Annotated in this window: 11 protein-coding genes; 8 read left to right on the top strand and 3 right to left on the bottom strand. The window is 52.6% G+C overall.

All coding sequences use genetic code 11. The annotated features are described in order from the left end of the window. Window positions 1-16: 16 nt before the first annotated feature. Window positions 17-889, top strand: coding sequence for a carbohydrate ABC transporter permease (locus AC58QD_RS30340; protein ID WP_497338789.1), 873 nt, complete (start codon window positions 17-19; stop codon window positions 887-889). Window positions 890-1003: 114 nt separating this feature from the next. Further along, the gene (locus AC58QD_RS30335; RefSeq protein WP_497338788.1) at window positions 1004-2686 is read left to right on the top strand and encodes a type 2 periplasmic-binding domain-containing protein; all 1683 of its coding nucleotides are present in this window, start codon (window positions 1004-1006) and stop codon (window positions 2684-2686) included. 71 nt (window positions 2687-2757) lie between these two features. On the opposite strand, the gene AC58QD_RS30330 is transcribed toward AC58QD_RS30335, so the two are convergent. Then, window positions 2758-3633: an AraC family transcriptional regulator gene (locus AC58QD_RS30330; protein ID WP_497338787.1), complete on the bottom strand. Its 876-nt coding sequence runs from the start codon at window positions 3631-3633 to the stop codon at window positions 2758-2760. Between the two features lie 173 nt (window positions 3634-3806). Next, complete coding sequence (locus tag AC58QD_RS30325) at window positions 3807-5057, bottom strand: hypothetical protein (protein ID WP_497338786.1); 1251 nt, start codon at window positions 5055-5057, stop codon at window positions 3807-3809. Between the two features lie 6 nt (window positions 5058-5063). Between AC58QD_RS30325 and AC58QD_RS30320 the strand changes: the two genes are divergently transcribed. The 6 genes from AC58QD_RS30320 to AC58QD_RS30295 all read left to right on the top strand — a co-directional run bounded on the left by AC58QD_RS30320 (window position 5064) and on the right by AC58QD_RS30295 (window position 15889). Beyond that, on the top strand, window positions 5064-7160 hold the full coding sequence (locus AC58QD_RS30320; RefSeq protein ID WP_497338785.1) for an OmpL47-type beta-barrel domain-containing protein: 2097 nt from the start codon (window positions 5064-5066) through the stop codon (window positions 7158-7160). Between the two features lie 97 nt (window positions 7161-7257). Then, complete coding sequence (locus AC58QD_RS30315; RefSeq protein WP_497338784.1) at window positions 7258-8364, top strand: Gfo/Idh/MocA family protein; 1107 nt, start codon at window positions 7258-7260, stop codon at window positions 8362-8364. Then, on the top strand, window positions 8361-9359 hold the full coding sequence (locus AC58QD_RS30310; RefSeq protein WP_497338783.1) for a Gfo/Idh/MocA family protein: 999 nt from the start codon (window positions 8361-8363) through the stop codon (window positions 9357-9359). The genes AC58QD_RS30315 and AC58QD_RS30310 overlap by 4 nt, the downstream gene beginning before the upstream one ends. A gap of 912 nt (window positions 9360-10271) precedes the next feature. Beyond that, window positions 10272-11732, top strand: a complete 1461-nt coding sequence (locus tag AC58QD_RS30305; RefSeq protein WP_497338782.1) for an ATP-binding protein — start codon at window positions 10272-10274, stop codon at window positions 11730-11732. Between the two features lie 534 nt (window positions 11733-12266). After that, window positions 12267-13127 (top strand): response regulator transcription factor, encoded by an 861-nt coding sequence (locus AC58QD_RS30300; protein WP_497338781.1) that lies wholly within the window; start codon window positions 12267-12269, stop codon window positions 13125-13127. Continuing rightward, a complete protein-coding gene (locus tag AC58QD_RS30295) occupies window positions 13124-15889 on the top strand; it encodes a cache domain-containing sensor histidine kinase (RefSeq protein WP_497338780.1) in 2766 nt (921 codons plus the stop codon). Before AC58QD_RS30300 ends, AC58QD_RS30295 begins: the two co-directional genes overlap by 4 nt. A gap of 31 nt (window positions 15890-15920) precedes the next feature. Here AC58QD_RS30295 and AC58QD_RS30290 read toward each other — a convergent pair whose 3' ends face one another. Beyond that, the gene (locus AC58QD_RS30290; protein ID WP_497338779.1) at window positions 15921-16136 is read right to left on the bottom strand and encodes a hypothetical protein; all 216 of its coding nucleotides are present in this window, start codon (window positions 16134-16136) and stop codon (window positions 15921-15923) included. Between the last annotated feature and the right edge of the window lie 12 nt (window positions 16137-16148).

Here is a 16148-nt window from a genome sequence, read left to right as displayed (position 1 = left end):
AGGTGGTGAGACTCCTATGCACTACAGAAGTCCCGGACGCATCGTGTTTCAGACGTTCAACTATGTTTTTTTCACTCTATTCTCCATCTCGATTCTGGTGCCCTTCATCAACGCGTTGTCCATCTCGTTCAGCAGCTATGCGGCGGTCATGGAGAACAGGGTGAGCGTATGGCCGGTCGAATTCCAACTCGACTCGTATATCCTGCTCGCGGGCAACCATACGTTTGTGCGTTCTGCGGCGAACACGGTGGGGTTGACGATCGTGCAGACGCTCCTCAGCGTCACCATCTCGCTAAGTGCGGCATATGCGATTTCGCACAAATATTTCAAGGGCAAGAAGACTGCGATGACGTATATTCTGATCACGATGTTCTTCAGCGGTGGCTTGATTCCTTCGTACTTGCTGGTGAACGACCTGGGACTCAACAACACGTACTGGGCGATCATCGTGCCCGGACTTGTCAGCCCTTTCTACATCATCGTATACAAGAACGTGATCGAGCAGTTGCAAAAGGAGATTATGGAATCCGCAGAAATGGACGGCGCCGGAGAGTTCTCTCTGCTGTTCAAGATCGTCCTGCCGCTTGTCCTGCCGATGACGATGGCCTTCGTCATTTTCAGCGCGGTTGCCTATTGGAACGAATGGTTCAGCGTGCTTCTCTACATTAAGGATAAGTCCATGTGGACGCTGCAATACCAACTGCGGAACATTCTGAATTCCTCTATGGTCGAGGGGACTACCCTCAATCCGACCGGGGTGCTGACGATTCATCCGGACAACTTGAAGATGGCGGCGCTTATGTTGACCATTCTGCCGATCATTTGCATCTATCCGTTCCTGCAAAAATATTTCATTCATGGCCAATTTGTCGGAGCAGTGAAAGGATAGCTTGGATTCAGGGTTTATACCTGAGAGGGGGGATGCAACCTAAGGCATCTTTGGTTTCTTCATCGGTTGATTCAAATGTAAGCACTTTATTTTCCATTAGGAGGTCGAAGCTAGATGAAAGTTTCGGGAAAAAAATGGATTTCTGTTTTAACGACTTCAGTAGTCGCATTGGGGATTGTTGTCGCAGGCTGTTCGTCGAATAGCGGCAATCCCGGCGCCTCCGGCTCCCCCGGCCCAAGCTCTACCGCCGGCGGAAGCCCTGCGGCCCCTTCAGCGAAGCCCAAAGAAGAACGCATTAAAATGACGATGTTTTACAATGAGGCCGGCATTGGCGATCCGACGAGCAAGGGGATTGACCGCAACAACAACCCGTTGAAAAAAATCGTGGACGACTACGCGAACGTCGATCTGGAGTTCGATATCCCGCCCTATGGGGAATATAATACGAAGCATGGTCTCATGCTCTCCTCCGGCAAGCTCCCGGATATTTTCCAATCCTCGCTTCCGGATGAATCGGGCAAAGCCGCGCGTGACGGAGCGTTCATCGATCTGAAAAAGTACTACGACAATTCTCCGATACTGCAGAAAATCATCACCCCCGCCATGATGGAACTGGCGAAAGATCCGGTCAACGGCAAATATTACCGCATTCCGATGGCCTATGACAAAGGGCCGCAAGGAGCGGGGATTCTGGCCCGCTATGACCTCATTCAAAAGTATAATGCCGGGAAGTGGCCGGGCACAGTCGAAGAGTGGGTGGAACTGCTGAGAAAAATCAAGAAGGCGGAGCCGGATTCCATTCCGATGAGCTGCCGGATAAACGGCGACGACATCTTCAACCAATTTGGCTGCGGGCCGTTCTTCCGCCTATACGGCGCAGCGCCATACGATTATCGAATTCAAGGCGGCAAAGTCGTTCCGAACGTGACGCTGCCGGAATTTAAAGAAGCGGTCAAAGTGATGCGCGATTTGTATGCGGAAGGCGTTCTGGACAAAGAGTTCATGACGTCGAAGTGGTACGATATTCTGGCGGAGAAAAACGTTCTCTTCCAATGGAACGGCATGGATCAGATCCTTGCTTGGCAACAGTATGTGACGCTGCCGACGGCTACAGCCAATCAGAAAAAGCAAGTATGGGGAGTTGCGCCGCCGCTTACCACTTATCCGTCCGTGCTTGCAGACCGTAAATATGCCTTTACCGGGGTAGGGGCGCCGATTTCGAATCACGGTTTGTATATCTCGGCGAGCAGTAAAAATCCGGATCGCGCTTTCAAGGTGATCGAGGGCTTCGCGCAGGATCAACTGCGGGACAAAATATTCTGGGGCGACGAAGGCGATACGTATACGGTGAAGGACGGCAAGCGCGTACCGAATGTGGATAAGATGAGCGCTATAGAGCATACCTGGAAAAAGCAATATGCGTTCTTGTTCGGCTATACCGACGGGCAGGATGCGCAAAATGCGAACTTTGAAGCGAAGCTGGGAAAAGACATATTCACCATGATTCAGGGCGGCATGAAAACACTGCAGAAGGAAGCCGAGCAAGTCGGGCTTGATGCGATGATCGGTTATGCAGAGCCGGACGAAGTATTGAAGAAAAATGCGGAAATCAAGCAGGCGATCAACAAGTTCACGTCGGATGCGATCATGGGACGGATTTCAATGGAACAGCTAGGCGCTGCGATTGCGGATTGGGAGAAGAAATACCGCGCCTTGAAATACGATCCGATGCAGAAGTACCTGGATACCAACAAAGACACGCTGATCAAGAAAGGGTACAAAAAAGCAGGCTGGTAAGAAGGGGAAACGGCAAGGGATCGACCATTCGTGAAATGCGCGTAATGGCGGGGTATTGCCGCTTTTCTTCATTATTGTTCAGGGCGGTCGCTGTGGAGCAGCCGATACTGCTTCGGGGTCATGCCGACGACGTCCTTGAACACGCGCCAGAATGAACGGATATGCTGGAATCCGACCTCCTCCGAAATGTCGGTTACACTCATCTCGGTTGACGCGAGCAAGCTTAAAGCTCGGTTAATGCGGAGAGTATGCAGGTAGTCCATAAAGTTCTGGCCGGTAAACTGCTTGAACAAGCGGGAGATGGAGGAAGGACTCATGTGGAACGTCTCGGCGATGGTGTTCAGATTGAGCAGTTCGTTGTAATGCATGTGCACGTATTGAACCAGTTCGGCGCTGTGGCGTCTCGGCGTCCGTTGCGGGGCGTCGGTTTGCGCCTGATTCATCTTGAGGCAGCGGAGCAGCAGAATGAGCGCTTCCGTGACCTTGGTCCGCAAATAAGCGTCTCGTCCGTACCGATTGTTCTCGTATTCGTGTCTGATACGAACCATTAACGTCTCCATCTCTTTCGTCAGTTCTTCGCTCAACTGGCAGTAGGACGGCAGCTCTTCTCCGATCAGGAACAGATCGCCGATCAGTTCCTGATCGGCGGGGGATCTGGTCAGAATGGCCAGGTCGAACAAGCACGAGCAAAGGACGAGCCGCGTTTGAGGCGCGCTTTGAATTTCGTGAATGTGATGCGGAAGCAGGAACGAGACGACGCCTCTGCGCATGTCGTGTGACTTGCTGTTGATTTTCTCCGTGCCCTCGCCGTCGATGACGAGGGACAGCTCGGCGAAGTCGTGATGGTGAAGCGGTGTTGAACGAAATCTTAAGTGGTGCAGCACATACAGTGGGAGCTGATTGAACCGATACATATTCGAAAGTCTCGTATCTTGGTAAACGGGCACAATGGATGCCACGGGCGTCACCTCTCTCCACTTTGGCTTCATTATAGCACACTCGATCCAGGATCACGTTCACAAGTTTCAATTCCATCGAAGTGAATTCCAAATAAAAAGGAGCGATCCAAATGATGAACGAATGCAAGGCGGCAAAGGTAGGGAAAATTCCGATTGTTCTGTTAGGTCTTTGTCTGGGGCTTGTTCTGATGGGCCTGATCGCGGTTCAGAGCGCTTTCGCCGCCTCGGGCCCTTCGGTCCCGGCGATCACGAACGTCAAGGGCGACTATGGCTTCCTGATCCGGGAGAGCACGCCGCGAGCCGACGGCATATACCATGTCAACACGCCGGCTACGATCGCCCGGCTGGTCGAGCTGCATGTCACTACATTCGCCTACTTGTGTTGGCAGGGCGACAAGGACTGGGACGACCTGCGTCTCGAGTTTATGCCGGCGGCGCAGACGGCCGGCCTCAAGGTCTGGGTGTATCTCACGCCGCCAACCGAGGGAGTGCCCAAGCCGTTCCTGGGCGACTATACGAGGTGGGCTTCGGAAATCGCCACATTGTCGAGCACGTATCCCAATCTGGAGGCTTGGGTCATCGACGATTTTACGTCCAACCTGAGTACCTTCACTCCGGCTTCCATGAACTCCCTGCAAGCTACGGCGCATGCCATCAATCCGAAGTTGGCTGTGTTCGTCATCGCCTACTCCTGGCAATCGAACAGCACGTTTGCGAACAATTATAAGAACAGCATCGACGGGGTTATCTTTCCGTATACGGAGAGATCTCCGGCCAACGAGGCAACCTATATTGACAACATGTACAACATTTTCCACCCCTATAACATCCCGGTTTATTACATGCCTTACGCGACCAAAGCGTACTATACGACGTTCAAATCGGCCGAGACGATCCAGTATGAAATGCAGACCGCGCTGAGCAAGCAAGCCCAGGGCAAGCTGAATGGCATCCTCATCTACTGCACGCCGCTGGAGACGACTGACGAGAACTGGGCGTTGCCCAACGATCCGTATCCGCTGGCCACCAACGGAGATTGGTTCTATGAATTCACCAATGATAAGATGGGCCCTCCCTGGAGTACCCACAATACGGCGGCAGGGGCCTCTGCCCAAGTTCAGCAAACCGCGACGGTGACCAATCCCGCCCGCACGAGCATCAGCTTCGATGCCTATTCGTACGCGCCACAGGGCTATAGGTACGGCAATGGCAATGACGAGAACATCGCGCGAATCTCGTATCCGGGGAACACGCCTGGAGCCGCGGGCATTTATGGTGAATTTTCGCAAATCGTGAACGTCACGGCAGGGGCCAGCTCGTCCGTTACGTTCAAGGTGAAGGACGATTTTACCGCGGGGACTGCGGGGTATATCTACAAGCAGTTCCTGGTGGACGACGTCATCGTCTGGCAAGAGGACGTGGCCGGCCAAACCGGGGAATGGGAGACCGTGACTCTGAATCTGAGTTCCTATTTGACGGGGAAAACGACGGCCAAAATCGCCATGCGGCTGCAAATCGCCCAGGCCGTAAGCAATTTACCGGTCGTGTCCTCCTGGTACGATGTGGTGGCCACCGGCTTCGATGTCGTCAACCCTTACTTCGATGGAGATCGAGGCTGGACCAAGTCGCAATCGGCGCCTACGGCGAATTCGTTGACAATCAGCTGGCCGGGCGGCAAACCCTCTGCAGTCGGGGCCGTCGGATCCAAGACGAAGACCGCCACGATCCAGCCGGCCAGCTCCTACAAGCTGGACTTGAAGGTCAAGGACGATTACCTCGCCGGGACCTCCGGCTATCACTTCATGCAGATTCTGGTCGATGGCGTGCTCGTCTGGGAACGGGACGTGGCCGGAGGCAGCGGCGACTGGTCGACGGTCAGTCTCGATCTGACCAGCCGCTTAAGCGAAAAAAACACCGCAGCCCTATCATTCCGGGTCTATGATAAGGCGGCCGTAGCCAACTTCCCTGTGAATACCGAATGGGCGATTATTTCCACCCAGGGCTTCACATTGAGTGAGGGCGATTTCACCGGCGCCATGGGATCGAACAACAAATGGATCTATCTGAACAATCCGACCTATTCCATTCAATATCCAGGAGGAGTCCCGAGCACGGCGGGAAGCTCGGGCGAAGTCCATCTGGACGCGTCGATCACGCCGGGACAAGGCAGCAAGACGCTAGACTTCCAGGTTCGAGACAATTTCACCGCAAGCACAGCCGGGTATCATTTCGCGCAGGTCACGGTCGACGGAACGGTGGTGTGGGAGCGGGATGTGGCCGGCGGGGCGACCGCGTATGAGTCGGTTCATCTGGATCTGACCAGCGCCCTGGCCGGCAAGCTGACCGCCGTTGTAGCCCTGCGGGTCTATGATAAAGCGGGCGTCAGCAATTTCCCGGTTTTGGTGGATTTTACGAATGTTGTTCCCGCAGGGTTCACGCTGAACAATGCCTCCTTCTCCAGCGCCAGCGGGTGGAGCTATGCGGATCATGCCGATACGTACTTGGGACCGTTCACGACCGAGATCGTCACCAGGGATCCCGGCATGGCGTTGCTGCAGATGCTGGTGGACGGCCAGGTCGTCTGGAGTCAGGATGCGTCCAGGCTGATCCAGAGCCCTTGGAAGACGTACAAGATCGATACTTCGGCGTCCACCGCCGGCAAGAGCTCGGTGCAAGTTTCGTTCCGGATGCTCTTCACCAAAGCGGCGAGCGGTCTGCCTCTCATCATCCGGTTCGATAATCTGGTCCTCGAGGGGCTGACGATGCAGAACCTGAGCTTCGAGAATACGTCGGGCTGGACGGCGTCCACCACTGATCCCTGCATAGCCGCCGGGTACGCCGGACCGAAACGCGGAATCCGGGTGTTCGATTATATTAAGGATCTGTATCTTGCCTTACAAGATACGACTGCTCCGACTTCAAGTGCACAGGTGGAAGGCTCGAGTATCAACGGGTGGTACACGAGCGATGTTCAAGTGGCTTTAAGTGCAACTGACGGTGATACCGGAGTCAATCGGACGGAATATCGATTGAATGGTGCTTCGGATTGGGGAACGTACACAGGGCCCATTACTTTGTCGGCGGATGGCAGCCACACGCTTTATTATCGTTCAATCGATGAAGCAGGTAATGTGGAGCAAACGAAAAAGCAGCAAATCAACATCGACAAAACGGCACCGCTGTTATCCGTTCAGTTAGACAAAACGTCCATATGGCCGCCGAATCATGAAATCGTGACCATTCACGCCACGCTGAACGCGAGTGATGCTGCATCAGGCGTTGCAGCCGTTATCTTAACTTGGATTACGAGCAATGAACCGGACAGCGGGCAAGGTGACATTCAAGCGAATATCGGTTCGACAGACACTTCCTTCAGCGTACGCGCTGAAAGATTAGGTGGCGGCAAGGGACGTATTTATACGATTACCTATACGGTAACCGACAACGCTGGCCACCAAGCGGTTGCTTCTGCAACGGTTACAGTGCCGCACGATCAATCCGGAAATCAGAACTAATTAAAAGACTGATCCAGGCTAGGGGTGGAATAACTAAGACCGGTTGAAATTTGTGTCCATACGTTGTGTAAAAATGTCCGTTCGTTCAGCGGCCGGAATGATAAGATTTGAGAGCAGATCGTACCAGCCAAATAAGCCATACGCGAGGATGAACGGATTTCATTCTGTTTGTGCCTTGAGCGAAGCGAAAGGAATGGGTATAAACGTGAAAGTTGCAATAGTCGGTTGTGGTACGATGGGCAGCATGCATGCGGAGAGCATAGCGCGCATTCGCGATGTGGAACTCGCCGGCGTGTTCGATAGGAAAGAGCAGACAACGGCGAAGTTGGCCGCGCTTCACAATGTCAAATCATATTCTTCCTATGATGAGTTGTTGGCGGACCACGAGGTTGAAGTGGTTTGTGTCACATTGCCAACTTTTCTATATTGCGAGTACGCGGTGCAGGCGATGGAGAGAGGCAAACACGTCATTTGCGAAAAGCCGATCGCACGGAACGCAGAGGAAGCGCACGATATGATCGAAACGAGCAAACGCCTCGGCAAACGACTGTTTATCGGGCAAGTGCTGCGATTTTCCCCGGAATATGCCAACATGCGGAGTCATGTGCTGTCCGGGCGCATCGGTCAAGTTGGCGTCGCCCATGCGCGACGAGCCGTTTCGGCTCCGCCCGAAGGCTCATGGTTTTGGAAGGAGCAACTGAGCGGCGGCGTCGTGCTCGATTTGATGATTCACGATATCGATTTCATGCGGTGGACGCTTGGAGAGGCGAAACGGTGTTACGCTTCGGTCAGCCGCGCTCCTGGCAATCAGTATGCGAATGTGACGATTCGTTTCGAGAGCGGCGCCATCGCCAACTTGACGGCACATTGGGGCGACCCCGGCACGTTCCTTACAGAAGCGGAGCTAGCCGGTTCGGCTGGCGTCGTCCGCGGCGACAACCGCGACTCGCAATCGATCGAAGTGCGCCGCACGCTGCGGCAAGATGATCTCGAAGCCCAAACCGGCGTCTCTGTGCCGATGTCACTGCTGCTACGCAGCCCGTATGAGCGGCAGCTCACACACTTTTTCCGTTGTATTCGCACGGGCGAGGAGCCGATTGTGACGGCGGAGGACGGTTTGCGGGCGCTCGAAATTGCGCTGGCCGCTATACAATCCGCGCAAACGGGCAAGCCGGTTGCAATGAATGGAGGCGCCCCTGCATGAGCAAGTTGAGAATTGGAATGGCGAGCTTTGCCCATGGGCACGCGCACAGCTATTTGCGCGCACTGATGAATCATGAAGACGTTCAAGTCGTCGGTGGCTGGGACAATAACCGCGAGCGCGGTGAAACGGGTCTGCGCAAGTACGGGTTGCCGTACTACAGCGATTATCGCGAGTTGCTGGCGGCCGGCATCAATACAGTTGTCATTTGCTCGGAAAATGCAAGTCATGCGGAGCTTACCATCATGGCTGCCGAAGCGGGCAAACACGTCTTGTGCGAAAAGCCGCTTGGCATCTCGATCGACAGCATGCGTGAGATGATTCGCGTGTGCCGGGAGCATGGCGTGCAGCTGATGACCGCATTCCCGTGCCGCTATTTTCCTGCGGTGCGGGAAGCGAAATCGGCGATCGAGAGGGGTGAAATCGGCGACATACTCGCGATCAAAGGAACGAACCGCGGCTCGATGCCGGGCGGCTGGTTCGTCCAGCCTGAACTGTCCGGCGGAGGAGCGGTGCTAGACCATACGGTGCACATGATGGACTTGATACGATGGATTTTACAGGCCGAGCCGATCGAAGTATACGCCGAATCGGATCGTTTGTTCCACCATGAACTGGCAGTCGAAGACGCCGGTATGGTGCATGCCGTATTTGCCGGCGGTGTCGGCATGGTGCTGGACACGAGCTGGTCGCGGCTTCCTTCGTTTCCGATAGGGGGCGATGTGACGCTGGAAATTGTCGGCACGAAAGGCGTCATCTGCGTCGATTCGTTCGCCCAAAAGAACGAAGTGTACGCAAACGGTCTTACCCGCGCGGCATGGAGCTATTGGGGAGACGACGTGGATGAGTTTCTGGTCGGCGATTTCGTCCGCGCCGTCCGCGAAGGGACGCCGGTGCCGATCAGCGGCGAAGACGGCATGGCCGCCGCCGCGGTCGCGCTCGCCGCATACGATTCGATCAAACGTGGTATGCCTGTTGAGGTGAACGCGCTCGGTTAACGCCGGATGCGAATAGGGGAGCAATCGGCGAGGCGGTCGTGGTGAACGCAATCGGCTAATGCTGGGGGGCGGACAAGGGGAACTAGTGGCTCGGCGGTTGAGGTAAGCGTGCTTGGCTAACGCCGGGTGCGAGCCAGGATGGCCCAAAGCGGTTACTGACCAGTTGCGAGCGTGGGGTTGTTATGTTTCTGGAAATTAGGAAGGGTCATGAATGGTCTTACTTACAATTGCGTGGCCCTTTAATAATATGTCAAATTCGCTGCTCTCCTACTATAAGCCAATGGGGCTGCTGCGTTTGTGGGGACACAGTCGAACGTTACTACGCGAACATAAAATCAAGCCACGTGCGAATCCAGTGGAGGTGCCATGTACCCCGAACACTACAAAGTCGTTCACGGTACGAATACAGCATTTCAGACATGCTCCCAACCCAAAAGGACCGTTAGAACCGTTAGGGCGAATCTTCCCTGACGGTTTTTCTTTTACCGCCTGCCCCCCGGCGAGGGGAAAGCGGTGTCCAGAGGCTGCTAAGCCTTTGGTCGATGCCCCCTGGGGGGCAAGAATCGGGGAGATTCCTTCTCCCTTGACCTTCCGTTCCGCCGGGTACCCGTTGGTTTCGCGAAGCGAAAAAAGCCCAATGGAACAGGAGTGCCTTTCTCCTGGTCGCTTGGGCTTTAGCGGGTGGCGGGGTTTAACCGCCTATTATAATTTTCCTTTTGAGACTTAAATTTAGTAAATTATACCTTGTAAAAATGATATACTAGGACTATTGATTTCAGCCAATACAAAAAGATTTGAAATTTTAGAAATAGGGTGATCCATCTGCAATCGATCAATTTACGTTCATACGCTGACGCATTTAGTTCATTACCTGATGCTCAATTTAATAGATACCTTACATATTTCTGAATTATGGACGTTAAACCGCAAGAGTGTGCGGATATTTATACTTTTACCAATGAACTCACGACTAACGGTTTAGAAACAGACAAATTAAGCGAGTTCTTTGTCGGATATAAAATCCCTCAAATTTCGAAGGAGTTCGATTTGCTAAGGTTTGGACAAGACTTCATCCTAGACATTGAAATAAAAAACACCAGTACGGAGGAAAAGATCGAAAAACAATTACTCCAAAACAAGTACTATTTGAACGCTTTAGGAATCCCTGTACTTCTCTTCGCCTACGTTGTACAAAATCAGAAGGTATACACCCTAAATGAAAGAAATGAGCTTATCGAAAGCAACCTAGCGTATCTAAAGGGTGCAATTAAAAATCAGCAGTTTATACGCGTTGAAGATATTGATTCGCGATTTAAGCCAAGCGTCTACCTCGTCTCCCCTTTTAATTCAACTGATAAGTTCATGGCCGGCAGCTACTTTCTTAATGGAAGTCAGACAGAAATAAAAAATCAAATAATAAAGGAATTCCGTAGCAATCAAGCAGCTACATTTGTCTCAATCGAAGGTAGGCCAGGGACAGGTAAAACCTTACTGACCTATGACATCGCAAAGGATCTTAAAGCTGATGGGTGGAACGCCTGCATTTTTCATTGCGGCATCCCTAATCAGGGACACTTTAAGCTTCAGGAAGTGTATGGCTGGAATATCCCCCCGATCCGGAACCTAGTTGAAGCGCTTAAAGATAAGCGCAAGCATGACTTGATAATCGTAGATGAAACTCAGCGACAATATGAATCGCAGCTGGAAGCTGTCATCAATTATGTTAGAGCGAACCAAGTCAAATGTATCTTTGCATTTGACCCGGAACAGGTTTTTTCTAATTGGGAAGTAGGACAAAATAATGTCAATTTAATTAAACAGGTGTCCAGTCAGAATCATGTTCTCTCTGAAAAAATTAGGACAAATAAGGAAATCGGAGCCTTCATCAAGAATCTATTTCATCCAAGTAAATCCAACTCCAGCATGAAATACAAAAACATTCACCTACAGTACTTTATTTCGGACGAATACTTGCAAAACTACTTAGAGCATTTAAGGGAAACCGGGTGGGAAACAATAAAATTTACAAGTTCCAATCGTTTCGTTTTATCCTACGATAAATATCAAGTAGGAAGAAACAACGCCCACACGGTTATCGGTCAAGAATTTGATAAAGTAGCGGTAGTAATTAATGAACACTTTTATTACGACACTGACCGCAACCTTATGGCCAGGAAAGAAAGCGGAGCGCCAGATTACCGGTTAGATAAAATGCTGTATCAAGCACTTACAAGAGCACGGGAAGAGGTTACGATAGCCATCTACAGAAATCCGCTCATGGAATGCAAAGATGTTGCCAGAAAAAAAGAATTAGATGAAGAAATGAAATACGTACAATCGTATATAAAATCTATAAGTTTTAGACTTGGTTAGCCTTTTGAATATCACAAGGTCTTTCCCAATGACACAAACGTTTCTAAAAGACAGCGGTCCAAAGGATTGCTGTCTTTTAAATTTATCGAGCAATCTTGTGGGAGTATGAGGGAAGTGTGGTAAATGGGATAATGTTTGTGTCGTCCTGTCGGGTGACAAGAACATTATCTCATTAAAGGCCGCGTAAACCGCGGCTTTTTTGTTTTATGGGATAAAGTTCTTGTCAAAACCAAATGACAAGAACTTTATCTCATTCCCGAAAATGACAAGAACATTATCCCATTCCCGAGACTGATGAGCCAATTCGTTTAGACGATTCAACGGGTGGCCAAACCAGCGTTCTTTTCGAATCTCCATAGAAAACCTGAACATTTTGCTATAGAAAGCTGAACATTTTATTAGTTTGGAGCCGGCAATGTTTTATACTTGTACTATAAGTACTGGCAGCGTTATCCGATTGTCAGCGCCTGTGATAATAATGATAAAGACACACTTTATCCTATACACAACTGAGGAGATAAGGAGGGGAGCAGGATGTATCGGGCACTCATCGTGGATGACGAGAAAAAAATTCGCGAGCGCGTTGCAAGCAAGATGCCTTGGCATGAGTTCGGCTTCGAAGTAGTCGGAAGCGCCGACAACGGCGAGCATGCATGGCGTCTGATCCGCCAGTTGCAGCCGCATCTGGTGTTAACCGACATCCGGATGCCGGGACTGAGCGGGCTTCAGTTAGTGGAGCGCATCCATCGCGAATACCCGCATATTCGGACGGCGATCATGAGCGCGTACGACGATTTTGCTTACGCGCAGGAAGCCATTCGTTTCGATGTGCGAGGGTATATGCTGAAGCCGCTCATTCGGCGGGAATTCCAGCAGTTGTTCGGGAAGATCGCACGCGATCTCAGCACGTCGCCGTCGAAGGCGGCAGGGATAGAGTCAGCAGGCAGATCTCCTGCCTTCGGCAGCGATCCCGCAATCTCTGGAACCGGGGAAAGTAGTGCAGGGGCAAGGACGCAACTGGAGTGCAACCTGTACATTAAGGTAGCGAAGCGGTACATCGATCAATTTTACGAGAATAAGATCCGTTTGGAAGATGTGGCGGGCCATCTCCACCTGAACCCGAATTATTTCAGCTCGCTGTTCAATCGCGAGACCGGACACAGCTTCGTCGATTATTTGAACGAACTGCGCATTGCCCGGGCGAGGGAGCTGCTTCTTCGCACGGACGTCAAAATCAGCGATATTTCCTTCAGCGTCGGGTTCGCCAGCTTCTCCTACTTCAACAAAGTGTTCAAAAAAATTACTGGCGTTACTCCCCGCGAGTACCAAAAAGGCAAGGCGTCCGTGTCAACGAATGGCACTGCCGCTGCATGGGTGGAGGAGGATGGTGGGTGAACCAGCGCCCCGTTCCACTAACGCGGTTCCTCATGCTGTCTTCGCTGCTGACGGTATCTGTGCTGCTAATAATTGTCTGCGCGGTGCTCTACTTCAAAACCAAATCGTTCATCGACCAGAAGGTGAACGACTTGCTCGAAATCAAACTGAGTCAGACGACCGCCGATACGAAAAAACAGTTCGAGGATGTTTATCAGGCGCTGGAGGGGTTGCGTGGTAACGAGGCGTTCTTAGGCACAATCAATCGGCTCGCCGGATCGGAAGCTTCCTCCTACGAGCGGGTTACGCTTTCGCTCGACGTGGAAGCGAGTTTATTCAATTTCAGGAAAGATAACGATTTTATCGCCCGCATCGACGTGGTGACTACATCCGCCCAATTCGGCACCGACCGGCCGTTGTTCGCATACCCACTGGACAAGCGTCTGCCAGATCTGTTCCTCCAGATGCGGCAAATTCGGCTCGTTCCTGCAGGAGGGACCTATACCGCCCTGGGCCTGACTCGTGCTGATGTAACGGAGCCGCAGCTGCGGGGTAACCTGGATCGACTCAACCAGGTCGCTTACCTGGCGGGCTCTGTTCCGTCGTTTGGAAGCGGCGGCCACGGCATGATTATCATTCAACTTGCGCCGGACAATTTGAAGCACCGTATTCCTTACGACGAAGCTATCGCGATTGTTGATAGTGATGGGAACGTACTGTCCCGCGGCGCTGGTGTGGCGGCCGATGTCGCGGCATTGCATGCGCCAGCACTCTGGACGACGGGTAAGTGGTGGAAAGGCAAGCACTATTATACACGCGATATCGGCTTCTCCAACTTGTACCTCGTCTTTGCCAATTCATCTGACAATGTGCTCCGCCCCCAGTTGCCGACGATCGGCGCATTTTTCGCCCTTGCTTTGTTCGGCTGCGCCTTGCTTTCATTCGTGCTGGCAACACTGCTGCGAGACCAAATGCTGCGCCCGTTGCACGCCTTGATCCGCTCGATGGGACGGTACCACCAGCTGCGCGACCGTTGGAGACAGCCGACAGGCGCCAATCCGAAACGATCGCGAGTCACGATGCGCGACCGGTTGTTTTTTTATTTCACGGCGACTATCTTGTTGCCGATCATCCTGTTCGTCGTACTCGTCTTCCGGCACTCAACCCAGATCATATCGCAGGAGCTGCGGCGTACCTACGAAGCGACGTTCGAGAAGACGGTGCACCGGATCGAGCTTTTCGTCGAGCAGAAAAAAAACGTGCTCGCCCGGCTCGCCTACGACTCGAGCGTCATCCGATTCGTCAAACTGCGGGAAGATGTGGAGCCGTTCGCACCGATAATGATGGCTCTCCGTACGTCTCCGCTCGATCAGGATACCGTAGCGATCTACACCGCCGACAACCGCTTGCTGTTTGCAAGCCGCAATCCGTGGAACAACCGGCTGCCGGAACCATTCTACCTTCAGATGCATACGGAGCGCCGGAACCTGTACTACTATGCGCAGGCCGGTAGTGGCTCAACCGCGATCAGTATTGGCATGGCGATTGTTGATTTGAGCCGGACGGCGGCCAGCCCAGTCGGATTTCTTTCAGTCGATGTGGCGGAGGTATATTGGTCCAACCTATACGCTTCCCTGCAATCTTATGGGGGGACCTCATTCATCGCCGACAAGAATGGACGCATCCTGTCCCATCCCGATCCGGAGAAGATCGGCTCTTCCGCACCGCTATCGTTGCCCGTGGATCAGTTGAATGGGTATACGGCAGAAGGGGATACGACCATGTATTTTGCCAGCAGGATTGGAGATTTGCCGTGGTATCTTGTGTCGCACTTTGATTATGCGGCGATGCGCGGGCAAGCCGAGACAATTATCTACGACGATATTTATTTGATGATCATCGTTCTGCTGCTGGCGATGTTGTTTGCATACGGCCTATCACAGTACTTGTTGAGCCCGTTTGCAGCCATGCACGCCCGGTTTTTCTTGCATCAGCCGGATGGACCGATAGGGCCAATCCACGAGGAATCCTATGCGATCGACGAGGTCGGCCAGTTGCAGATGTCTTTCAACCGAATGCTCGAACGAATCGAGCAACTGGTGGGTGAACGGGTGTTGGCCAACCGCCGCCAGATGGTGCTGCAGATCGATGCTCTACAGGCGCAAATTAATCCTCACTTCCTACATAACACGCTGGAAAACATCATGTATGCGATTGAAGAAGGAGACGGAGACGGCGCCGTGGAGATGATCGGATTGCTCAGCAGGCTGTTCCGCTTCGCAATGGGCAAGGACAATCCATTTACGACGCTACGAGAAGAGTTGGAGTACGCCAAAGCGTATGCCGTCATCATGGGTTTCCGCTTCGGCGATCAGATCGTTTTCAACTGGGAAGAGGACGCTGCGCTGAACCACTGCACGGTGGTCAAAATGCTGCTGCAGCCGCTCATCGAAAATGCGATCCGCCACAACCAACAGACGGGAGAACGGACGCTGCGCATCGTCGTCTCGTGCCGTCGGGAGGATGACGTGCTGCTACTGCAGGTAGCTGACAATGGTTCGGGTATCGCGGAGGAGCGACTGTGCACACTGCAAGCGGAGCTGAAGCAGGATTCGGGCGTTCGTGGGCATGTCGGGATGTACAATGTGCACAGCCGCATCCGCCTGCATTTTGGCCAGCCTTACGGCCTCACCGTCGATAGTAACGCGGGGGAAGGGACGTCAGTTGTCCTACATCTGCCGTACCTGCACGAAAGTGCTGAACATTTTGCTAACAAGAGCTGATGATTTTTAAAGTAACGCCCTTTCCCGCTTTTTATACTGAGAAGGTAAGGCCAAAATCAAAAAGAGGAAGGGCGGATGAAATGAACAAGAAACGGTTAGTACAAACTGGGACTGGACTGATTGCAGTTATGCTGGCGATCGTTGGCTGCAGCAAGTCACCGGCGGACTCAGGCACCGGCAAGGAAAGCGCAAGCCCGGCTGCGACGGCAGCGGCCAGTCCGGCGGCCAGCGGCGCCGATCTATCCAAGAAGCTCGAGAT

This window comes from Paenibacillus sp. J2R1T-4 (genome assembly GCF_059692235.1).
Note: the sequence above shows the minus strand (reverse complement) of the source record. Positions and strands in the feature narration are given on the sequence as shown.

Coding starts and splice junctions, on each gene's coding strand:
- AC58QD_RS30340 (WP_497338789.1), top strand. CDS start 17: ATGCACTACAGAAGTCCCGGACGCATCGTGTTTCAGACGTTCAACTAT.
- AC58QD_RS30335 (WP_497338788.1), top strand. CDS start 1,004: ATGAAAGTTTCGGGAAAAAAATGGATTTCTGTTTTAACGACTTCAGTA.
- AC58QD_RS30315 (WP_497338784.1), top strand. CDS start 7,258: ATGATAAGATTTGAGAGCAGATCGTACCAGCCAAATAAGCCATACGCG.
- AC58QD_RS30310 (WP_497338783.1), top strand. CDS start 8,361: ATGAGCAAGTTGAGAATTGGAATGGCGAGCTTTGCCCATGGGCACGCG.
- AC58QD_RS30305 (WP_497338782.1), top strand. CDS start 10,272: ATGGACGTTAAACCGCAAGAGTGTGCGGATATTTATACTTTTACCAAT.
- AC58QD_RS30300 (WP_497338781.1), top strand. CDS start 12,267: ATGTATCGGGCACTCATCGTGGATGACGAGAAAAAAATTCGCGAGCGC.